The sequence below is a fragment of the Micromonospora sp. ATLC20 genome (assembly GCF_057196585.1).
In genome coordinates this window covers 1-13,889 of record NZ_JBXUOV010000001.1, presented here as the reverse complement: position 1 = coordinate 13,889, position 13,889 = coordinate 1, and the positions used below count along the sequence as shown (strand labels likewise).

Annotated in this window: 13 protein-coding genes and 5 tRNA genes; 6 read left to right on the top strand and 12 right to left on the bottom strand. The window is 73.6% G+C overall.

The features are described from left to right. Window positions 1–5: 5 nt before the first annotated feature. Window positions 6–644: a response regulator gene (locus tag AC2CHG_RS00090; RefSeq protein WP_013284884.1), complete on the bottom strand. Its 639-nt coding sequence runs from the start codon at window positions 642–644 to the stop codon at window positions 6–8. Between the two features lie 187 nt (window positions 645–831). Here AC2CHG_RS00090 and AC2CHG_RS00085 point away from each other — a divergent pair, with 187 nt between their 5' ends. Continuing rightward, window positions 832–1,806 carry an Acg family FMN-binding oxidoreductase gene (locus AC2CHG_RS00085; protein ID WP_355513175.1) on the top strand — a complete coding sequence of 325 codons (975 nt, stop codon included), beginning with the start codon at window positions 832–834 and terminating at the stop codon, window positions 1,804–1,806. A gap of 48 nt (window positions 1,807–1,854) precedes the next feature. Here the strand turns inward: AC2CHG_RS00085 and AC2CHG_RS00080 are convergent, their stop codons facing one another. Next, on the bottom strand, window positions 1,855–2,856 hold the full coding sequence (locus AC2CHG_RS00080) for an NAD-dependent epimerase/dehydratase family protein (RefSeq protein WP_484523901.1): 1,002 nt from the start codon (window positions 2,854–2,856) through the stop codon (window positions 1,855–1,857). A 1,130-nt stretch (window positions 2,857–3,986) separates the two neighbouring features. Between AC2CHG_RS00080 and AC2CHG_RS00075 the strand changes: the two genes are divergently transcribed. Continuing rightward, on the top strand, window positions 3,987–4,562 hold the full coding sequence (locus AC2CHG_RS00075; RefSeq protein WP_484523900.1) for a hypothetical protein: 576 nt from the start codon (window positions 3,987–3,989) through the stop codon (window positions 4,560–4,562). 76 nt (window positions 4,563–4,638) lie between these two features. Here the strand turns inward: AC2CHG_RS00075 and AC2CHG_RS00070 are convergent, their stop codons facing one another. The 3 genes from AC2CHG_RS00070 to AC2CHG_RS00060 form a co-directional block, all read right to left on the bottom strand. Further along, window positions 4,639–6,288, bottom strand: coding sequence for a PKD domain-containing protein (locus tag AC2CHG_RS00070; RefSeq protein ID WP_484523899.1), 1,650 nt, complete (start codon window positions 6,286–6,288; stop codon window positions 4,639–4,641). A gap of 167 nt (window positions 6,289–6,455) precedes the next feature. Next, window positions 6,456–6,527, bottom strand: a tRNA-Val gene (locus AC2CHG_RS00065). 12 nt (window positions 6,528–6,539) lie between these two features. Then, window positions 6,540–6,612: transfer RNA gene (locus tag AC2CHG_RS00060), tRNA-Gly, on the bottom strand. Between the two features lie 159 nt (window positions 6,613–6,771). Here AC2CHG_RS00060 and AC2CHG_RS00055 point away from each other — a divergent pair. Further along, window positions 6,772–7,017 (top strand): DUF6458 family protein, encoded by a 246-nt coding sequence (locus AC2CHG_RS00055; RefSeq protein WP_013284878.1) that lies wholly within the window; start codon window positions 6,772–6,774, stop codon window positions 7,015–7,017. A gap of 76 nt (window positions 7,018–7,093) precedes the next feature. Here AC2CHG_RS00055 and AC2CHG_RS00050 read toward each other — a convergent pair whose 3' ends face one another. The 6 genes from AC2CHG_RS00050 to AC2CHG_RS00025 form a co-directional block, all read right to left on the bottom strand. After that, window positions 7,094–7,822 carry a hypothetical protein gene (locus AC2CHG_RS00050; RefSeq protein ID WP_484523898.1) on the bottom strand — a complete coding sequence of 243 codons (729 nt, stop codon included), beginning with the start codon at window positions 7,820–7,822 and terminating at the stop codon, window positions 7,094–7,096. A gap of 96 nt (window positions 7,823–7,918) precedes the next feature. After that, window positions 7,919–9,262 carry a response regulator transcription factor gene (locus AC2CHG_RS00045; RefSeq protein ID WP_484523897.1) on the bottom strand — a complete coding sequence of 448 codons (1,344 nt, stop codon included), beginning with the start codon at window positions 9,260–9,262 and terminating at the stop codon, window positions 7,919–7,921. A gap of 177 nt (window positions 9,263–9,439) precedes the next feature. Next, window positions 9,440–10,258: an isocitrate lyase/PEP mutase family protein gene (locus AC2CHG_RS00040; protein ID WP_484523896.1), complete on the bottom strand. Its 819-nt coding sequence runs from the start codon at window positions 10,256–10,258 to the stop codon at window positions 9,440–9,442. Window positions 10,259–10,370: 112 nt separating this feature from the next. Beyond that, window positions 10,371–10,445, bottom strand: a tRNA-Val gene (locus AC2CHG_RS00035). Between the two features lie 12 nt (window positions 10,446–10,457). Next, window positions 10,458–10,528: transfer RNA gene (locus AC2CHG_RS00030), tRNA-Cys, on the bottom strand. Between the two features lie 34 nt (window positions 10,529–10,562). Beyond that, window positions 10,563–10,635: transfer RNA gene (locus AC2CHG_RS00025), tRNA-Gly, on the bottom strand. A 274-nt stretch (window positions 10,636–10,909) separates the two neighbouring features. Here AC2CHG_RS00025 and AC2CHG_RS00020 point away from each other — a divergent pair. Then, entirely contained in the window at window positions 10,910–11,512 is a 603-nt protein-coding gene (locus AC2CHG_RS00020; RefSeq protein ID WP_194803241.1) for a TetR/AcrR family transcriptional regulator, read from the top strand. Window positions 11,513–11,529: 17 nt separating this feature from the next. Here AC2CHG_RS00020 and AC2CHG_RS00015 read toward each other — a convergent pair whose 3' ends face one another. Further along, window positions 11,530–12,372, bottom strand: a complete 843-nt coding sequence (locus AC2CHG_RS00015; protein WP_484523895.1) for a hypothetical protein — start codon at window positions 12,370–12,372, stop codon at window positions 11,530–11,532. 189 nt (window positions 12,373–12,561) lie between these two features. Between AC2CHG_RS00015 and AC2CHG_RS00010 the strand changes: the two genes are divergently transcribed. Together AC2CHG_RS00010 and AC2CHG_RS00005 are read left to right on the top strand one after the other, a co-directional pair. Beyond that, window positions 12,562–13,230, top strand: coding sequence for a class I SAM-dependent methyltransferase (locus AC2CHG_RS00010; protein ID WP_135239016.1), 669 nt, complete (start codon window positions 12,562–12,564; stop codon window positions 13,228–13,230). Between the two features lie 9 nt (window positions 13,231–13,239). Next, window positions 13,240–13,889, top strand: a 650-nt coding sequence (locus AC2CHG_RS00005) for a cytochrome P450 family protein (RefSeq protein ID WP_484523894.1), incomplete at its 3' end; no start/stop codon positions are given.

Sequence of the window (13,889 nt, the reverse complement as noted above, 5' to 3'; positions counted from 1 at the left end):
AGCCGTCAGGTGTTCTTGCCGAGCAGGCGGGTGGCCAGCACCGCCGCCTGGGTACGCCGCTCCAGGCCGAGCTTCGCGAGCACGCTGGAGACGTAGTTCTTCACCGTCTTCTCGGCCAGGAACATCTTCCCGGCGATCTCCCGGTTGGTGAGCCCCTCCGCCACGTACTCCAGGATCCGCCGCTCCTGCTCGGTGAGCGACTTCAGCTCCCGCGGCTGCTCCACACCGCTGCGGATGCGCTCCAGCACACGGGTGGTGATCGCCGGGTCGAGCAGCGACTGCCCGGCCGCCACCCGGCGGACCGCGTCCACCAGGTCGGTGCCGCGGATCTGCTTGAGCACGTACCCGGCGGCGCCCGCCATGATCGCGGCGAACAGCGCCTCGTCGTCCTCGTACGAGGTGAGGATCAGGCCCTTGATCGAGGAGTCCACCGCGCGGACGTCCCGGCAGACGTCGATGCCGTTGCCGTCGGGCAGCCGGGCGTCGAGGATCGCCACGTCGGGGCGCAGCGCCGGAATGCGGCGCGCCGCCTCCTGGGCCAGGCCGGACTCACCGACCACCTCGATGTCGCCGCTGCTCTGGAGCAGGTCGGCAAGGCCACGACGGACGACCTCGTGGTCGTCGAGCAGGAACACCCGGATCATCAGTCCTTTCTACCCGCTTTCCCGCCCCCGTAGCACGGGTCGAAAGTCCCGTCCTGCGCGCGCCGGCCGGGACCGACGGCCGGGCCCAGGTGGGGACCTCCGGCCCTGCTCACCGCGCCGTCCCCTGACGCACCGTAGTGGTGTACCCGGCCGGGGGAGCCGGCGCCGCACGAGAGGGAGCAGCACCATGACGACCGAATACACCGCCGAGCAACTGCGGGCCGCGGTCGCCGACGCGGTCCGGGCCCCGTCACTGCACAACACCCAGCCGTGGCGGTTCCGGCTCGTCGACGGCGGCATCGAGGTTTCCGTCGACCCGCTGCGCGGCCTGCCCGCCACCGACCCGACCGGCTGGGGCGCGCGGATCGCCGCCGGTGCGGCCCTGTTCAACCTGCGCCTGGCGCTCGCCGTGGCGGGCACCCCGGCCACTGTGCGGCTGCGCCCGTACCCCGCCGACCCGGACGTCGTGGCCCGGCTGGTGCCGGACGTGCCGCGCCGTCCCACCCCGGTCGAGCAGAGCCTGTACGGGGCGATCGGCCACCGGTTCAGCAACCGCGCACCGTTCTGGCCCGACCCGGTGCCGGCCGAGGCCCGCTGGCGGCTCGGCGAGGCGGCCCGCGCCGAGCAGTGCTGGCTGGAGCTGGTGATCGGCACCAGCGCCGTCAACGCGGTCGCCGAGGTCGCCCGCAGCGCCCACCGCGTGCTGGAACGCGACCCCGCTTACGTGGCCGAGCGGGCCGAGTGGATCCGCTCCGAGCCGGCCCCGGACGGCGTGCCGACCGGCGCCGGCGGGCCGCAGAGCGAACCGCAGGACCTGCTGCCGCAACGCGGCTTCGGCGGACGCAACCGCGCCCCCGGTCGCGACTTCGAGCCGGAGCCGCTGGTCGCGGTGCTCGGCTCGGCCGGCAACACCTCGGCCGACCAGATCCTGGCCGGACAGGCGCTGCAGCGGGTGCTGCTCACCGCCACCGACGCCGGGCTGAGCGTGTCGATGCTGTCCCAGCCGATCGAGGTGCCCGCCGCACGGGAGGCGCTGCGGATGTCGCTGGGCCGGTTCGGCACCCCGCAGATGGTGATGCGGATCGGATACGGCCAGCCGGGCCACGCCACCCCGCGCCGCTCGGTCGAGGAAGTGCTCGACCTGCCGGTCGTGCCGGCCTGACCCGTACCCCTCCGCGGGTCAGGTCGGCCACGGCCCTGCCTCTCTGGGTCAGGCCGGGAGCGCGGCCAGCAGGGCGGCTTCCCGCTCCGGCGCCAGGCCGACCGGGGCGCGCGCCGGCCGCCCGGCCCGGTCCGGCACGCGCCCCACCTCGCGCAGCCACCGCCAGGTGTCGGCGACCGTCTCGGTCACCGGCCGGCAGACCAGCCCCGCCGCGTACGCGCGTTCCACGTCCCGCTCCTGCATCCAGCGGTACTCGTGCCCGCGCGGAATCCACACCGGCAGGTCGTTCCACGGCACCACCCCGGCCGCCAGGATCGGCTCCGGCGCGGTCCACCGCAGCGTCGCGTCCGACCCGGTCACCGTCACCGCCGCGTCGAGCAGGTCACCCATCGTCGCGTGCCCGGTGCGACCCACCACGTTGTACGCCCCGCCGACGCCCTCGGCACCCCGGTCCAGCAGCCAGGCGGCCAGGTCCCGGACGTCCACGTACTGGATCGGCAGGTCACGCGGCCCCGGCGCCAGCACGTCCCCGCCCCGGGCGACCCGGTTCAGCCACCACGGCAGCCGCCCGATGTCCTCCCCCGGCCCGAGGATCAGCCCGGCGCGTGCCAGCAGCGCCCGGTCGCCGAACACCCGCGTCGCGGCGAGTTCCCCGCCGGCCTTGTTCGCCGGGTAGTCACCGTCGTCGGCGTCCGCGTCGGCCGCGACTGTCGGCGCCTCCTCGCCGCTGCCGGGCGCGACGGGTGGCGCGTACACGGATCCGCTGGACACGTAGACGTAGTGCGGCACCGCGTCGACGAGCGCCGCCGCCGCGTCCCGTACCGCCCGGGGCGCGCCGTCCCACGTGTCCACCACCAGGTCCCACTCGCCGCCGGTGAGCGCGGCCAGCCCGTCCGGCGCGGTCCGGTCACCCCGCAACCGGTGTACGCCGTCCGGCACCCGACCGTGCACACCCCGGTTGAACACTGTCACCTGCCAGTCGCGGCGTACCGCCTCGGTCACCACGGCACCGCCGACAAAGCCCGTACCACCAAGCATCAGGAGTCGCATGCGTCCCAGCGTGCCGCCCCGCGCCGCCCGGCAGGCCCCCCGTTCACGGTAAGCGGATCTGCCAACGGCAGAACCACGGGTCAGCCCGGCGCAGACGGGCGCGCCGCGCTGCGCGCGGCGAGCGGGAGATCTGCCGCGCCGTCCGCCCCCGCGCACCCGCACCCCTGCCCCGCCGATCTTGGAGTTGTGGTGCCACGAATTGCCCCGTTCAGCCCCCTTCGCGAGGTGCCACAACTCCAAGATCGCCAAGCTGAGCAAGATCACGGCACTTCCCGGCGCCCCTGAACGCCGCTCGCCAGGGTCACCCGCGATCTTGCACTTAGGTACCCCGTATAACGCCCAAAAGGGACGACGGTAGGGCCCAACCTGCAAGATCGGCGCGGCCCTCGCGGCGCCTCTGTCCACCCCTCGCTCCTCCCCTCCCCCGAGGCGTCGATCATGAACTTGACGGCGCCTGGTGTCCGTTTTGTCGCCGCTAACCTCATGATCAACGCTGCGGGAGGGATGCCCGGGAAGGGCTTCTCCGGGTGATCAAGGAGTTTGTGGGCTCAAGGGGGCCGGAAAGCGCCGCGAACTCCTTGATCACAGGGTGCAGGGCGAGGTGCTCGGCTGGGCTCGGTGAGGGTTTGGCGTGTGTGGGGTGGGTGTCCGGGTTGGGGGTGGTGGGCGGCACGCTGGTGGCGGAATCGTGGGCGGGCGGATGGCGTTGTAACCGGGTGAACGACCGAGCACCGGCCGCCGCCGAGCGAGGCGGTGCCGGCTGTGGGCACCAGGCCCAGGGCCGCGGTCGTTGAGTACGTCTCCGACGGCGTGAGCCGCAGGGATCATCCCGCCCGGCTGGTCGTTGACGATGGTTGCGACGACGCGTCAGGGCCCCGGGAATCATCCCGGCCGGCGGGTCGTTGAACACGGTTCCGACGACGTGAACTCTCCGCGCCGCACCCCCGGTGTTGGCGTGAAGGCCCCGGGAATGATGCCGGACCGCTGGTCGTTGGACATGCTTCCGGCGCCGCGTAGAGGCCCCCCGCCCCCGCGAGCAGCCGAGAACCCCCCAAGACTTTGAGCGCCTGACGGTGCCCACGCATCCCGCCCCCCGGCGGGTGCGTCGACCCCCGAATGGAGCACACGTGATGAACACGATTCTGCGTAAGAGCGTTCTGGGTATTGCTGGTCTGGCTTTCACCGGTGGCGTGTTCGCCGGTCCGGTCGCCGCCCACGCGGTCGACACCACCGCGCACACGAAGCCGGTTGCGGTGACGGTGCAGGGTGACAAGCTGATCCCGCACGGTGTGCAGGGTGAGCAGTCGCGTATCGAGTTGAACGACGAGCAGACCAAGAACGTCAAGGCGATCATCGCGGCGACGAAGAAGGCCGGCATGGACGAGCGTGCCGCGGTCGTCTCCATCGCCACCGCGCTGCAGGAGTCGAAGCTGGAGAACCTCGGCCACCTGGGTGACCGTAACGACCACGACTCGCAGGGCCTGTTCCAGCAGCGCCCCTCCAGTGGTTGGGGCACGGTGGAGCAGATCACCGACCCCGAGTACTCCACGACGGCGTTCCTGAAGGGTCTGAAGCAGGTCGACGGCTGGAAGGACATGCCGCTGACCAAGGCCGCCCAGACCGTCCAGGTGTCGGCCTACCCCGACCACTACGCCCAGTGGGAACAGCAGGCCGCCGACCTCGTCGCCCAGCACTGGAACAGCTAAGACGAACAAGCAAGACACAGCGAAAGGGCCGGCACCCCGAACAACGGGGTGCCGGCCTTTTCGCGTACCCGATGGGTCAGGCCGGGGGCAGCACGAACGTCCACGTGGTGGTGGTCGTGCTGGCCGCGGCGCCGGTGGCGGTGAGGCCGCCGTAGCTGCCGGTCGGCACGCTGCTCGCCGAGTCGGCGAGCAGGCCGGTCACCCGGCCGCCGCCGGTCTGCGAGGAGTTGCTGCGCACCGCCACGCCGGACGGCGGGGTGAGTTCGGTGGAGGTGCTGTCGCCGTGCAGCCAGTACGACACGGCCCAGCTCTGCGCCGTGCTCACCGGCGCGTACGGGGTGATCCGGGTAGCGGTGCTCGCCGGGTCGGTGGCCCTGGTGAAGACGGGCGCGCCCGGTGCGACCCCCCGGTACGCGGCCAGCACCAGGTTGCCCTTCGCCTGACTGTCCAGCGTCACCCGGACCGCACTGCCGGCGTCACCGGCGCTCGCGGTCTTCCACCAGGCGGTGGTGGTGGCGAAGCCGCCGTCGAGGCGGTCGAGCCGGGTCCAGCCGGTCACCCCGGTCGGCTCGCCGGTACCGGTGTGCGTGTTCTGGCTGAGCACGAGCAGCAGCGTGTCACCGGCCTGCACGCCCGCCGGGACGGTGACCGTGTGGCTGGTCCAGTTGGCGTTCGCGGTGGCCTGGCCGACGAACGAGATCCGCTCCGGTACGGGCGCGACGGTCACGTCGACTGTCGCGGTGCCGGTGGCGCCCCGGTCGTCGGTGACGGTGAGCGTGACCGGGTAGGTGCCGGCGGCCGCGTACGTGTGCGACGTGGCCGGTACGGATGCGGTGCCGGTGGTGTCTCCGTCGCCGAACGACCAGCTGTGGTCCTGGATCGCGCCGTCGACGTCGGTCGAGGCCGCGCCGGAGAACGTGCACACCAGTCCGGAGCAGGTGGGCGTCAGCGCCGCCAGCGGCGCCTGGTTGGCCGGGCCGCCCGATCCCTTCAGGATCTTCACGTAGTCGATGTCGCCGGCGAAGTAGTCGCAGGTGACCTTCGTACCGTCGCACTGGCTCTTGCCGCCGACGGACAGCGGCCAGGTGTTGGCGATGGCGCCGGTCGGCCCGTTGAGGCGGCTCGTCCGCACGCCGTCGACGTACATCTCCACGTACGCGGAGGTGCGGTTGCAGGTGACCGTGTGCCACTGGCCGTCGGAGATCGGCACGTCCGTGTAGCCGGTACGGGAGGCGCCGTCCGCGCCCCGGAACAGGCACTTCGGCTTGCCGTTCGGCGCCTCGAACTTCCAGTAGCCGCCCGCCGTGTTGCCCTGTCCCTTCTGGAGGATGTTCCCGAAGGAGTACGTGGTCCGGTAGCGGATGGTCAGCGAGAAGTCCCCGGCGTCCGGGTTGAAGTCGGTGGTGTGCGGCACCAGGTCGACGTGGCCCGGGACGTACTCCTTGTCGGTGGGCAGGTGGGTGGCGAAGCGGTGGCCGGTCGCCCCGGCGTAGAGCGCGCCGGTGACCACCTCACCGCCGATCGTGCCGTGGCGGCCGTTGCCGCTGTAGTCGGTCAGCACCGTCGACGACGACGCCGGTTCGTCCATGCTGTAGAACGCCACCGTCCGCGTCGCGGTGGCCTGCGCGGGCGCGGCCGAGACCGTCACCCCGGCCGCCGCGACGACAGTCGCCACCCCTAATCGGGCGGCCGTCCGCCGCCACCGTCCCCGCTCGATCGTTGCCATGTGACCGCCTCCCTGCGTATCGGGCATCACAGTGACACGCGTGGTGGCAGCGGCTGAATAACCCGCACGGTGGAGCCGGGTGACCGATGTGGCCGGTACGAACCGTCCGGTGGGATACGTCCGCCGATCGACCGGCGGCGCCGGCGGGCGGGGAGGGTGACTCTCGGTGGGCGATACTGGGTTTGAACCAGTGACCTCTTCCGTGTCAAGGAAGCGCGCTCCCACTGCGCCAATCGCCCGGGGTGATCGCGAGCGGACGACGGGATTCGAACCCGCGACCCTCACCTTGGCAAGGTGATGCGCTACCAGCTGCGCTACGTCCGCGTGCCGCCGGTTCGCGCCGGCGACGGGGTGAACTCTACCCGATGCCAAGATCGCCCTGCGGCAGACCCCCGCCGCACCGGGTGGCCGTGTGGTTGCGCTGCTCGCCGCCGGGGTACTGAGGCCGGTGACAGCACAACCATCCCCCCGAAGGAGGCTGTCGTGGGTATCGGTACGAGCATTTTCCTGATCGCGGTCGGCGCGATCCTCACGTTCGCGCTCAACGCCAGCGTCGGCGGGGTCGACCTCGACGTCGTCGGCTGGATCCTGATGGCGGCCGGCGTCCTCGGCCTCATCATGACCACGCTGGTGTGGGGCCGCCGTCGCCAGGTGGTCACGACCACCGCCGAGCAGCCGGTGGAGTACCGCCGCGTCGAGGAGCGCCGGGACGTCGCCCCGCCGATGTGACAGTGACCGGGGCCGACGGAGCTGATCGGTCCCGGATCGGGCCGGCCGGATCACCCGATGCGGCCGCCCCGCTCTGCTACGGCCGCTCGCCGTCGGTCACGGCGAGGTCGACAGCGGCGAGGTCGGTGGCGGCGCGGCCGGTGGCGGCGCCGTCGGTGGCGGCCCGCAGCCCGTACCAGCCGATCGCTGCCACCAGCGCCACCTGCACCAGGTAGCTCGCGACGACCACCGCCCGACCGGCGTCCTGCGGCACCAGGACGAACGCCACGACGTAGACGAGCCCGGCGACGACCAGCGGGCGCGGCATGGTCCGGCCGATCAGGACGCCGACGAGCGCCAGGACCATGCCGAGGACGATCGCCACCTGACTGCCGAGGATGGCCGGGAGCAGCCCGTCCAACTGATCGTTGAAAGCGTCGAACAACGCGCGTCCCTGCTGCTCCGGCAGGACGGCCGGGTCGGCGGCGTAGGCGAACGGCAGCACCTCGGCGGTGATCGCCAGCGCGAACACCACCCCGCCGAGGCCGGCCAGGAAGGCCCCCACCAGGTTCAGCACGCCCGCGCGGCCCCGGGCCAGCCCGACGATGAACACCGCCGCGGCGATCCACGACACGGCGTACGCGGGCCCGCCCAGGTAGAGGTTCATCGGCCAGTACGCGGACCCCAGCTCACGGACGTCGTCGTAGTGGATCGCGCCGTCGAACGGCGGCTCCCACAACATGAACAGGGTACGGCCGGCCAGGGCCACCAGGAGCAGGACGAAAAGGGCGACGAGCGCGGCGCGGCGCAACTTCGGTACGGGCACTGTGGGAGCCTCCGTCGATTCAGGTGTCGCCCCACCGTGCCGAGGTACCGTCCGCACGGGCATCGGCCTCAGCACCTATCTTCGGAAAGTCCCTGCTCAGCGCGGCTGTCGCGCGTGCTCCAGCCAGATCCGCGCCGCCCGTACCCGCCGGTTCGTGTCGCCGCCCGGGGTCAGGCCGAGCTTGACGAAGATGGCGCGCAGGTGGGCGTCGACGGTCCGCTCGGAGACCACGAGCTGCGCCGCGATCCCCGCGTTGCTGGCGCCTTCGGCGAGCGCGGCGAGCACCTCGCGCTCGCGTGCCGTCAGCCCGCCGACCGATGCCGCGCCCGCCCCGGCGGACACCTTCGTGCCGGACACCTCCGGCGAGGCTGCCCCACCGGCCGGGTCCGCCGGCTCGGCGACGTCCGCCGTGCCCGCCGCGCTGCCTGTCTCCGTACCCTCTGCTCCGCCGTGCGGCGTCACCGGCGGCGCTGTGGGTGCGGCGGTGAGCAGCGCCGCCAGCCGGCCGGTACCGGCCCACGCCCCGCCGCCGACGACCACTGTCAGCGCCGACACGACCAGGGCGACCGATGTCGGGCCGAGGGACGAGCCGGGAGCGGCCACGAGCGTGCCGGCGCCGACCACCAGCAGGGCCGCGGCGGCCAGGCCGGCGGCGCGCACCACAGTGCCGACCCGGCGGGCCTCGGTGGCGCCCCGGGCTGCGGTGACCGCGCAGGCGGCGGCGAACACGGCGGCGCCGGACAGGGCCACCAGGAACGCGACCGAGCCCAGCGCCGGCTCGACGTCACCGGGCGCGCGGGCGACCGCGAGGAGCAGGCAGAAGACGACAGTCAGCGGCGCCGCGGTGGTGGCCGCGGCGGCCACGCCGAGCCGTGCCCGCACGGTGTGGTGCGAGCCGAGGGCGGCCCGCCACAGCGTCACCGGCAGCAGGAGCAGCGCCGCCACGCCGAGCAGGGTGACGGCGGCGCCGACCGGCGCGAGCGCGGTACGCCATGACTCCCCCGCGATCGTCGGCAACCCGTCGAACGGCTCGCTCGCCGTCGTCAACAGCGCGTTGACGAGCGTGGCCGCGCCGAGGGCGAGAACCACGTACCGATGGGTTCTCGGGGTGGCCGCGCCGGTGCGGACGGCGGCCGAGGCGGTCAGTTGCAGGAGCGCGAGCGGTGGGATCCACGCCGAGTTCCACGCCGCGACGGCCGGCCCGGCCCACCGGTGGTCGGCCGCGACGGTGGCGACGGCCAGGACGGCGAGCCCCAGGTACACCAGCAGCGACGCGGCGAGCCCGGTCGCCAGCCGGCCGGCGGCGCGGTGGCCCGAGCGGGCGAGACGGGACGCGGCGACCGCCGCGGCCACGGCGGCCCCGGCCAGGGCGAGGGCGCCGGCCGGATCGGTAGCGAACCCGCCGTGACCCGCCGCCCCGAGGGCGGCCAGCGCTGCCACACACGCCCCCGCGGCGGCCCCCGTGACCACGGGCGGGCCCAGCAACGCGGGCACCGGGCGGACGGAGGCGGTCACCGGCGGCGCCCCCGCCGGGCGGCGGCTCTGCGGATCGGATGCGCGGCCACCGCCACATTCAACCCGGTACCCCGCCGCGCGGTCGATGCCGCGCCGTCCGGGTCAGCCCCGCATCAGCTCGTTCCGCGCGTCGAAGTCGAGCCCACCGGCGAGCGCGCCGTACGTCCCGGCGCCGAGCACCTCCGCGGCCGCCCGCTGCGCCACCGCGTACGCGGCCTCGGCCACGGCCGGTCCGATGCTCACCCGGGCCACGCCGAGCCGCGCCAGCTCGGCGATCGGCGGCGCGCCCGGTCCGGCCAGCACGTTCAGCGGCGCCGGGATCGCCGCCGCCAGCGCGGCCACCGTCTCCGGCTCCACGGTTCCGGGTACGAAGATCCCGTCCGCGCCGGCCGCCAGGTACGCCTCGGCGCGCGCGACGGTCTCGGGTACGCCGCCGACCCGGCGCAGACAGGTGTCCACCCGCGCGTTGACGTACAGCGGGATGCCGGCGCGGTCGGCGGCGGCCCGGACGGCGGCGAGCCGGGCGACCTGCTCGTCGACAGGGCGCAGCGGGCCGCCGCCGTCGTGCCGGGAGTCCTCCACGTTGACGCCGACGGCCCCGGCGGCGAGCACCGCGATGATCGTCTCGGCGACCTCGGCGGGACTGTCGCCGTACCCGGATTCGATGTCGGCGGTGACCGGTACGCGGACCGCGTCCGCCACCCGGCGGATCACGTCGACGGCGGTGTCCCGGGCGAGCACGTCGCCGTCCGGGGCACCGCGGCTCCACGCGACAGCGGCGCTCGTGGTGGCCACGGCGCGGGCGCCGGCCGCGGCGACGATCCGGGCGCTCAGCGCGTCCCAGGCGTTGACGAGGATCAGTGGGTCACCGGGCTGGTGCAGGGCGCGGAACCGCTGGGCTCGGGTCTGTTGATCGTCCACCGGGCCAGTCTGGGTGGGGCGGTCCGGTCGCGGCAATGGCCGGCGGCGCGGTACTGGACTGATCGACGGCGACGAGAAAGGCCGTGTCGATTGATCGACACGGCCTTTCCGCTGGTGGGCGATACTGGGTTTGAACCAGTGACCTCTTCCGTGTCAAGGAAGCGCGCTCCCACTGCGCCAATCGCCCTCGTCTACTGCGAGGTGGAGACGGGATTTGAACCCGTGTACACGGCTTTGCAGGCCGTTGCCTCGCCTCTCGGCCACTCCACCGAGGTTGCCCCCGAACTGCGTGGCGGCATCTCCGAGCGGACGACGGGATTCGAACCCGCGACCCTCACCTTGGCAAGGTGATGCGCTACCAGCTGCGCTACGTCCGCACGCCCCCGGTGTTATCCGGTGACGGATGAGAACTTTAGCCGAGCCCGGGAACGGTTGCCAAATCGGGGTCCCTTCCGGCGCGTCCGGGTGTTGCCGGCGACGCGTGGCGCAGGCTTCCTAGGAGCCTGGGTGGTTGCCGTCGGAAGCCGACAGGCAGGGCCGCGACCTGCGGAATCCGCTCGGCGAGGCGAGTGTCCGGCATCCGACTGTTCCGCCGCCGACCGGCCGCTTCGGTAACTCCCTGTGGTCATACGGATGGGTTACCGTAACGCCGTGACGAGACGAGCCGCCGAGATCCGCCTGGACGCGCTGCTGCGTACGGCCTGCGAGGTGATCGCGGAACGAGGGCTCGCCAACACCCGCACCGCGGACGTGGCCGAGGCCGCCGGGGTCAGCCAGGCGCTCGTCTTCTACCACTTCGCGACGAAGGACCGGCTGCTCGCGCAGGCCTTCGCGTACGCGGTCGAGCAGGACCTGGCCCGCCTCGACGCGGTACTGCGCTCCTCCGCCCCGCCGCTGGCGAAGCTGCGCCGGATGCTGCGCCTCTACGCGCCGACCGGCCGCGCCACGTCCTGGTCGATGTGGATCGACGGCTGGGCGGAGTCGCTGCGTACGCCGGAGCTGGAGAAGCTCTCCCGCCGCCTCGACCTGCGGTGGCGGCAGGATCTGGCCGCGGTGATCAGCGCCGGGGTCACCGAGGGCACGTTCGACTGCCCCGACCCGGCCGGCGCGGCCTGGCGGATCAGCGCGGTGATGGACGGGCTGGCGGTCCAGCTCGCGGTGCACGAGCGGGTGATCACCCGCCGGCAGATCGCCGAGTGGATCCGCCTGGTGGCAGCCCGGGAACTGGGCCTGGAACCCAGCCAGCTCGACTGACCCCTGCCCGCGGCGGGTCAGTGCCAGCGGGGGCGGGGGCGTTCGAAGGGGGGCGGGAGCGTCTCCGGTTCGGCCTGCGCGGACGGGCGCAGCAGGCGACGCATCCGCAGCAGCAGACCAGCGCCGAGGAACAGCAGCAGACCGCCGAGCAGGAACGCGGCCTGCACCAGGCCGAATCCGCCGCTGTCCGCCACCGGCCGCCCGGCCACGCCACCGGGCGCCGGCGGTTCCACCACCGCGGCGTCGGTCGGTTCGTCAGTGGGCTCCTCGACGGGTGCCTCGGAAGACGGCTCGTCGGTCGGAGTTTCGGTGGGCTCCGCGCTGGTGGTCGCCGGCGTCGGCGACGCCGCCTCCTCCCCCACCACCTCACGGGAGGCGGTCCGCCGGGCCAGCAGCCGCAACTGCGGGTCGTACGCCTCGGCGGCGAAACTCACCCGGCCACGCCCGACGTCCTCGGCGAACGCCACCCGGTAGCGGGCGGTCACGGTACGGCCGGGACAGAGCACACCCGGGTCCAGCTGCCGGTCGGTGAGCCGGGCGGTGTCTCCCTCGGTGCGGATCTCCAGCGGGAACGATCCGCTGTCCTCCACCCGGTCCACCTTGAGCTGGTCCAGCCGCAGGCCCTGCACCCGCACCAGCATCGACCAGCGCACCTTGACACAGCCGCCCCCGTCGGAGCGGGACACCACGGCGGACAACGTCTCCACCCGGTTCCCGGCGGTGAACTCGTCCGGCAGGCCGCTCAACTCCGTGGAGAAGGCCGCCGCCGCCGCCCGCGCCGGCAGGGCACCGCCGTACCCGGTCCCGGCCACGAAGGTCAGTACCAGTCCGATCCGCAGCGCGTGCCGCCAGCCGCTCACCACGCCTCCTCACCCTCGGTCGTGTCCACAGGCAACGCTAGGAGCGCGCCGGGCACGCCGGTAGACGGGCGTGTTCGCATCCAACGCCAAGAGACGAGGGCTGTTTCACCGAGCGTGGTGAACCGGTCACGACCTCGCCGCGACACGCCCGGGATCGGGCCCGGCCGGGCGGTGGGACACAATTCTCCGGTGTCCGAGCTGTCCGCCGCGTTCGTCCGGCTGCACGCCCGCCTCGCCCCCGTGGCGTTCGTACCCGAGGTGCGGCTGCACCAGGCCGACGAGCCGATCGGTCTGTGGGAGCTGACCGAGGGCGAGTTCCGCAGCTCCCAGCCGCCGCCGTTCTGGGCGTTCGCCTGGGCCGGCGGGCAGGGCCTGGCCCGCTACGTGACCGACCACCCCGACGTGGTCGCCGGCCGCCGGGTGCTCGACCTGGCCTCCGGCTCCGGTCTGGTCGCCATCGCCGCCGCCCGCGCCGGCGCCGCCGCCGTCCGGGCGGTCGAGGTGGACGAGCGGGCCGTGGCCGCCGTCGCGCTCAACGCCGAGGCCAACGGGGTACGCGTCGACGCCGAACTCGGCGACATCCTCGACTCCGACGCGGGCGACGCGGAGGTGGTGCTGGCCGGGGACGTCTTCTACAGCGAGGCGATGGCCCGCCGGATGCTGCGCTTCCTGCTCAAGGCCGCCCGTTCCGGCGCCCGGGTGCTGGTGGGCGACCCGGGGCGGGCGTTCCTTCCGCGCGAGCGCTTCCACGAGCTGGCCGCGTACGACGTGCCGGTGTCCGAGGCGCTGGAGAGCGTACGGGTGAAGCACACCACCGTCTGGGAGCTGGACCCGAACCCGCCTGGTGCACGCCGCTAGCGTTACCGCGTGCTGTTCCGGGGCTGGGGGGAGTCCGTCGACGAACAGTGGCCCGACGCGGCCACGGTGGTCGACCACGTCGGCGTGCCGCACCTGGTGGTGACCCGGCACGCGCTCGTCCGCAAGCTGCTCACCGACCCGGTGACGTTCCGGCCGGACAACGCGCTCGACGCGGTCACGCCGATCCCGGTGGCCGCGCTGCGGATCCTCGCAGGGCACCGGTTCCGGCTGCCGCCGACGCTGGCGAACAACGGCAGCGCCAGTCACCCGGAGATCCGCGGCATCGTCGCCGACGCGCTGCACCCGCACCGGGTGGACGCCCAGCGCCGGTGGCTGACCGGGCTGGTCCGGGAGCGGGTGACCGGGCTGGCGGCGGCGCTGGACGCGGGCCGCGCGGTCGACCTGTACGCGGGCCTCGCCGCCGACCTGCCGCTGCTGGTACTGGCCCGGCTGGTCGAGCTGCCGGACGCCCCGGTCGGCGCGGTCAAGGACTTCGCCCGGGCCGCGCTGGAGCTGTTCTGGGCGCCGCTCGACTCCTCCCGGCAGCTCACGCTCGCAGCCGAGGTGGGCCGGTTCCACACCGTGCTGCGCGAGTTCGCCGCCACCGGGGGCGGGCTCGCCGCGCGGCTGCGCGACGCCGGGCACTCCCCCGACGTGGT

Bases quoted from the DNA above. Each gene is read 5' to 3' on its own strand.
- AC2CHG_RS00080 (WP_484523901.1), bottom strand. From the start codon at position 2,856: ATGCGACTCCTGATGCTTGGTGGTACGGGCTTTGTCGGCGGTGCCGTG.
- AC2CHG_RS00085 (WP_355513175.1), top strand. From the start codon at position 832: ATGACGACCGAATACACCGCCGAGCAACTGCGGGCCGCGGTCGCCGAC.
- AC2CHG_RS00070 (WP_484523899.1), bottom strand. From the start codon at position 6,288: ATGGCAACGATCGAGCGGGGACGGTGGCGGCGGACGGCCGCCCGATTA.
- AC2CHG_RS00090 (WP_013284884.1), bottom strand. From the start codon at position 644: ATGATCCGGGTGTTCCTGCTCGACGACCACGAGGTCGTCCGTCGTGGC.
- AC2CHG_RS00075 (WP_484523900.1), top strand. From the start codon at position 3,987: ATGAACACGATTCTGCGTAAGAGCGTTCTGGGTATTGCTGGTCTGGCT.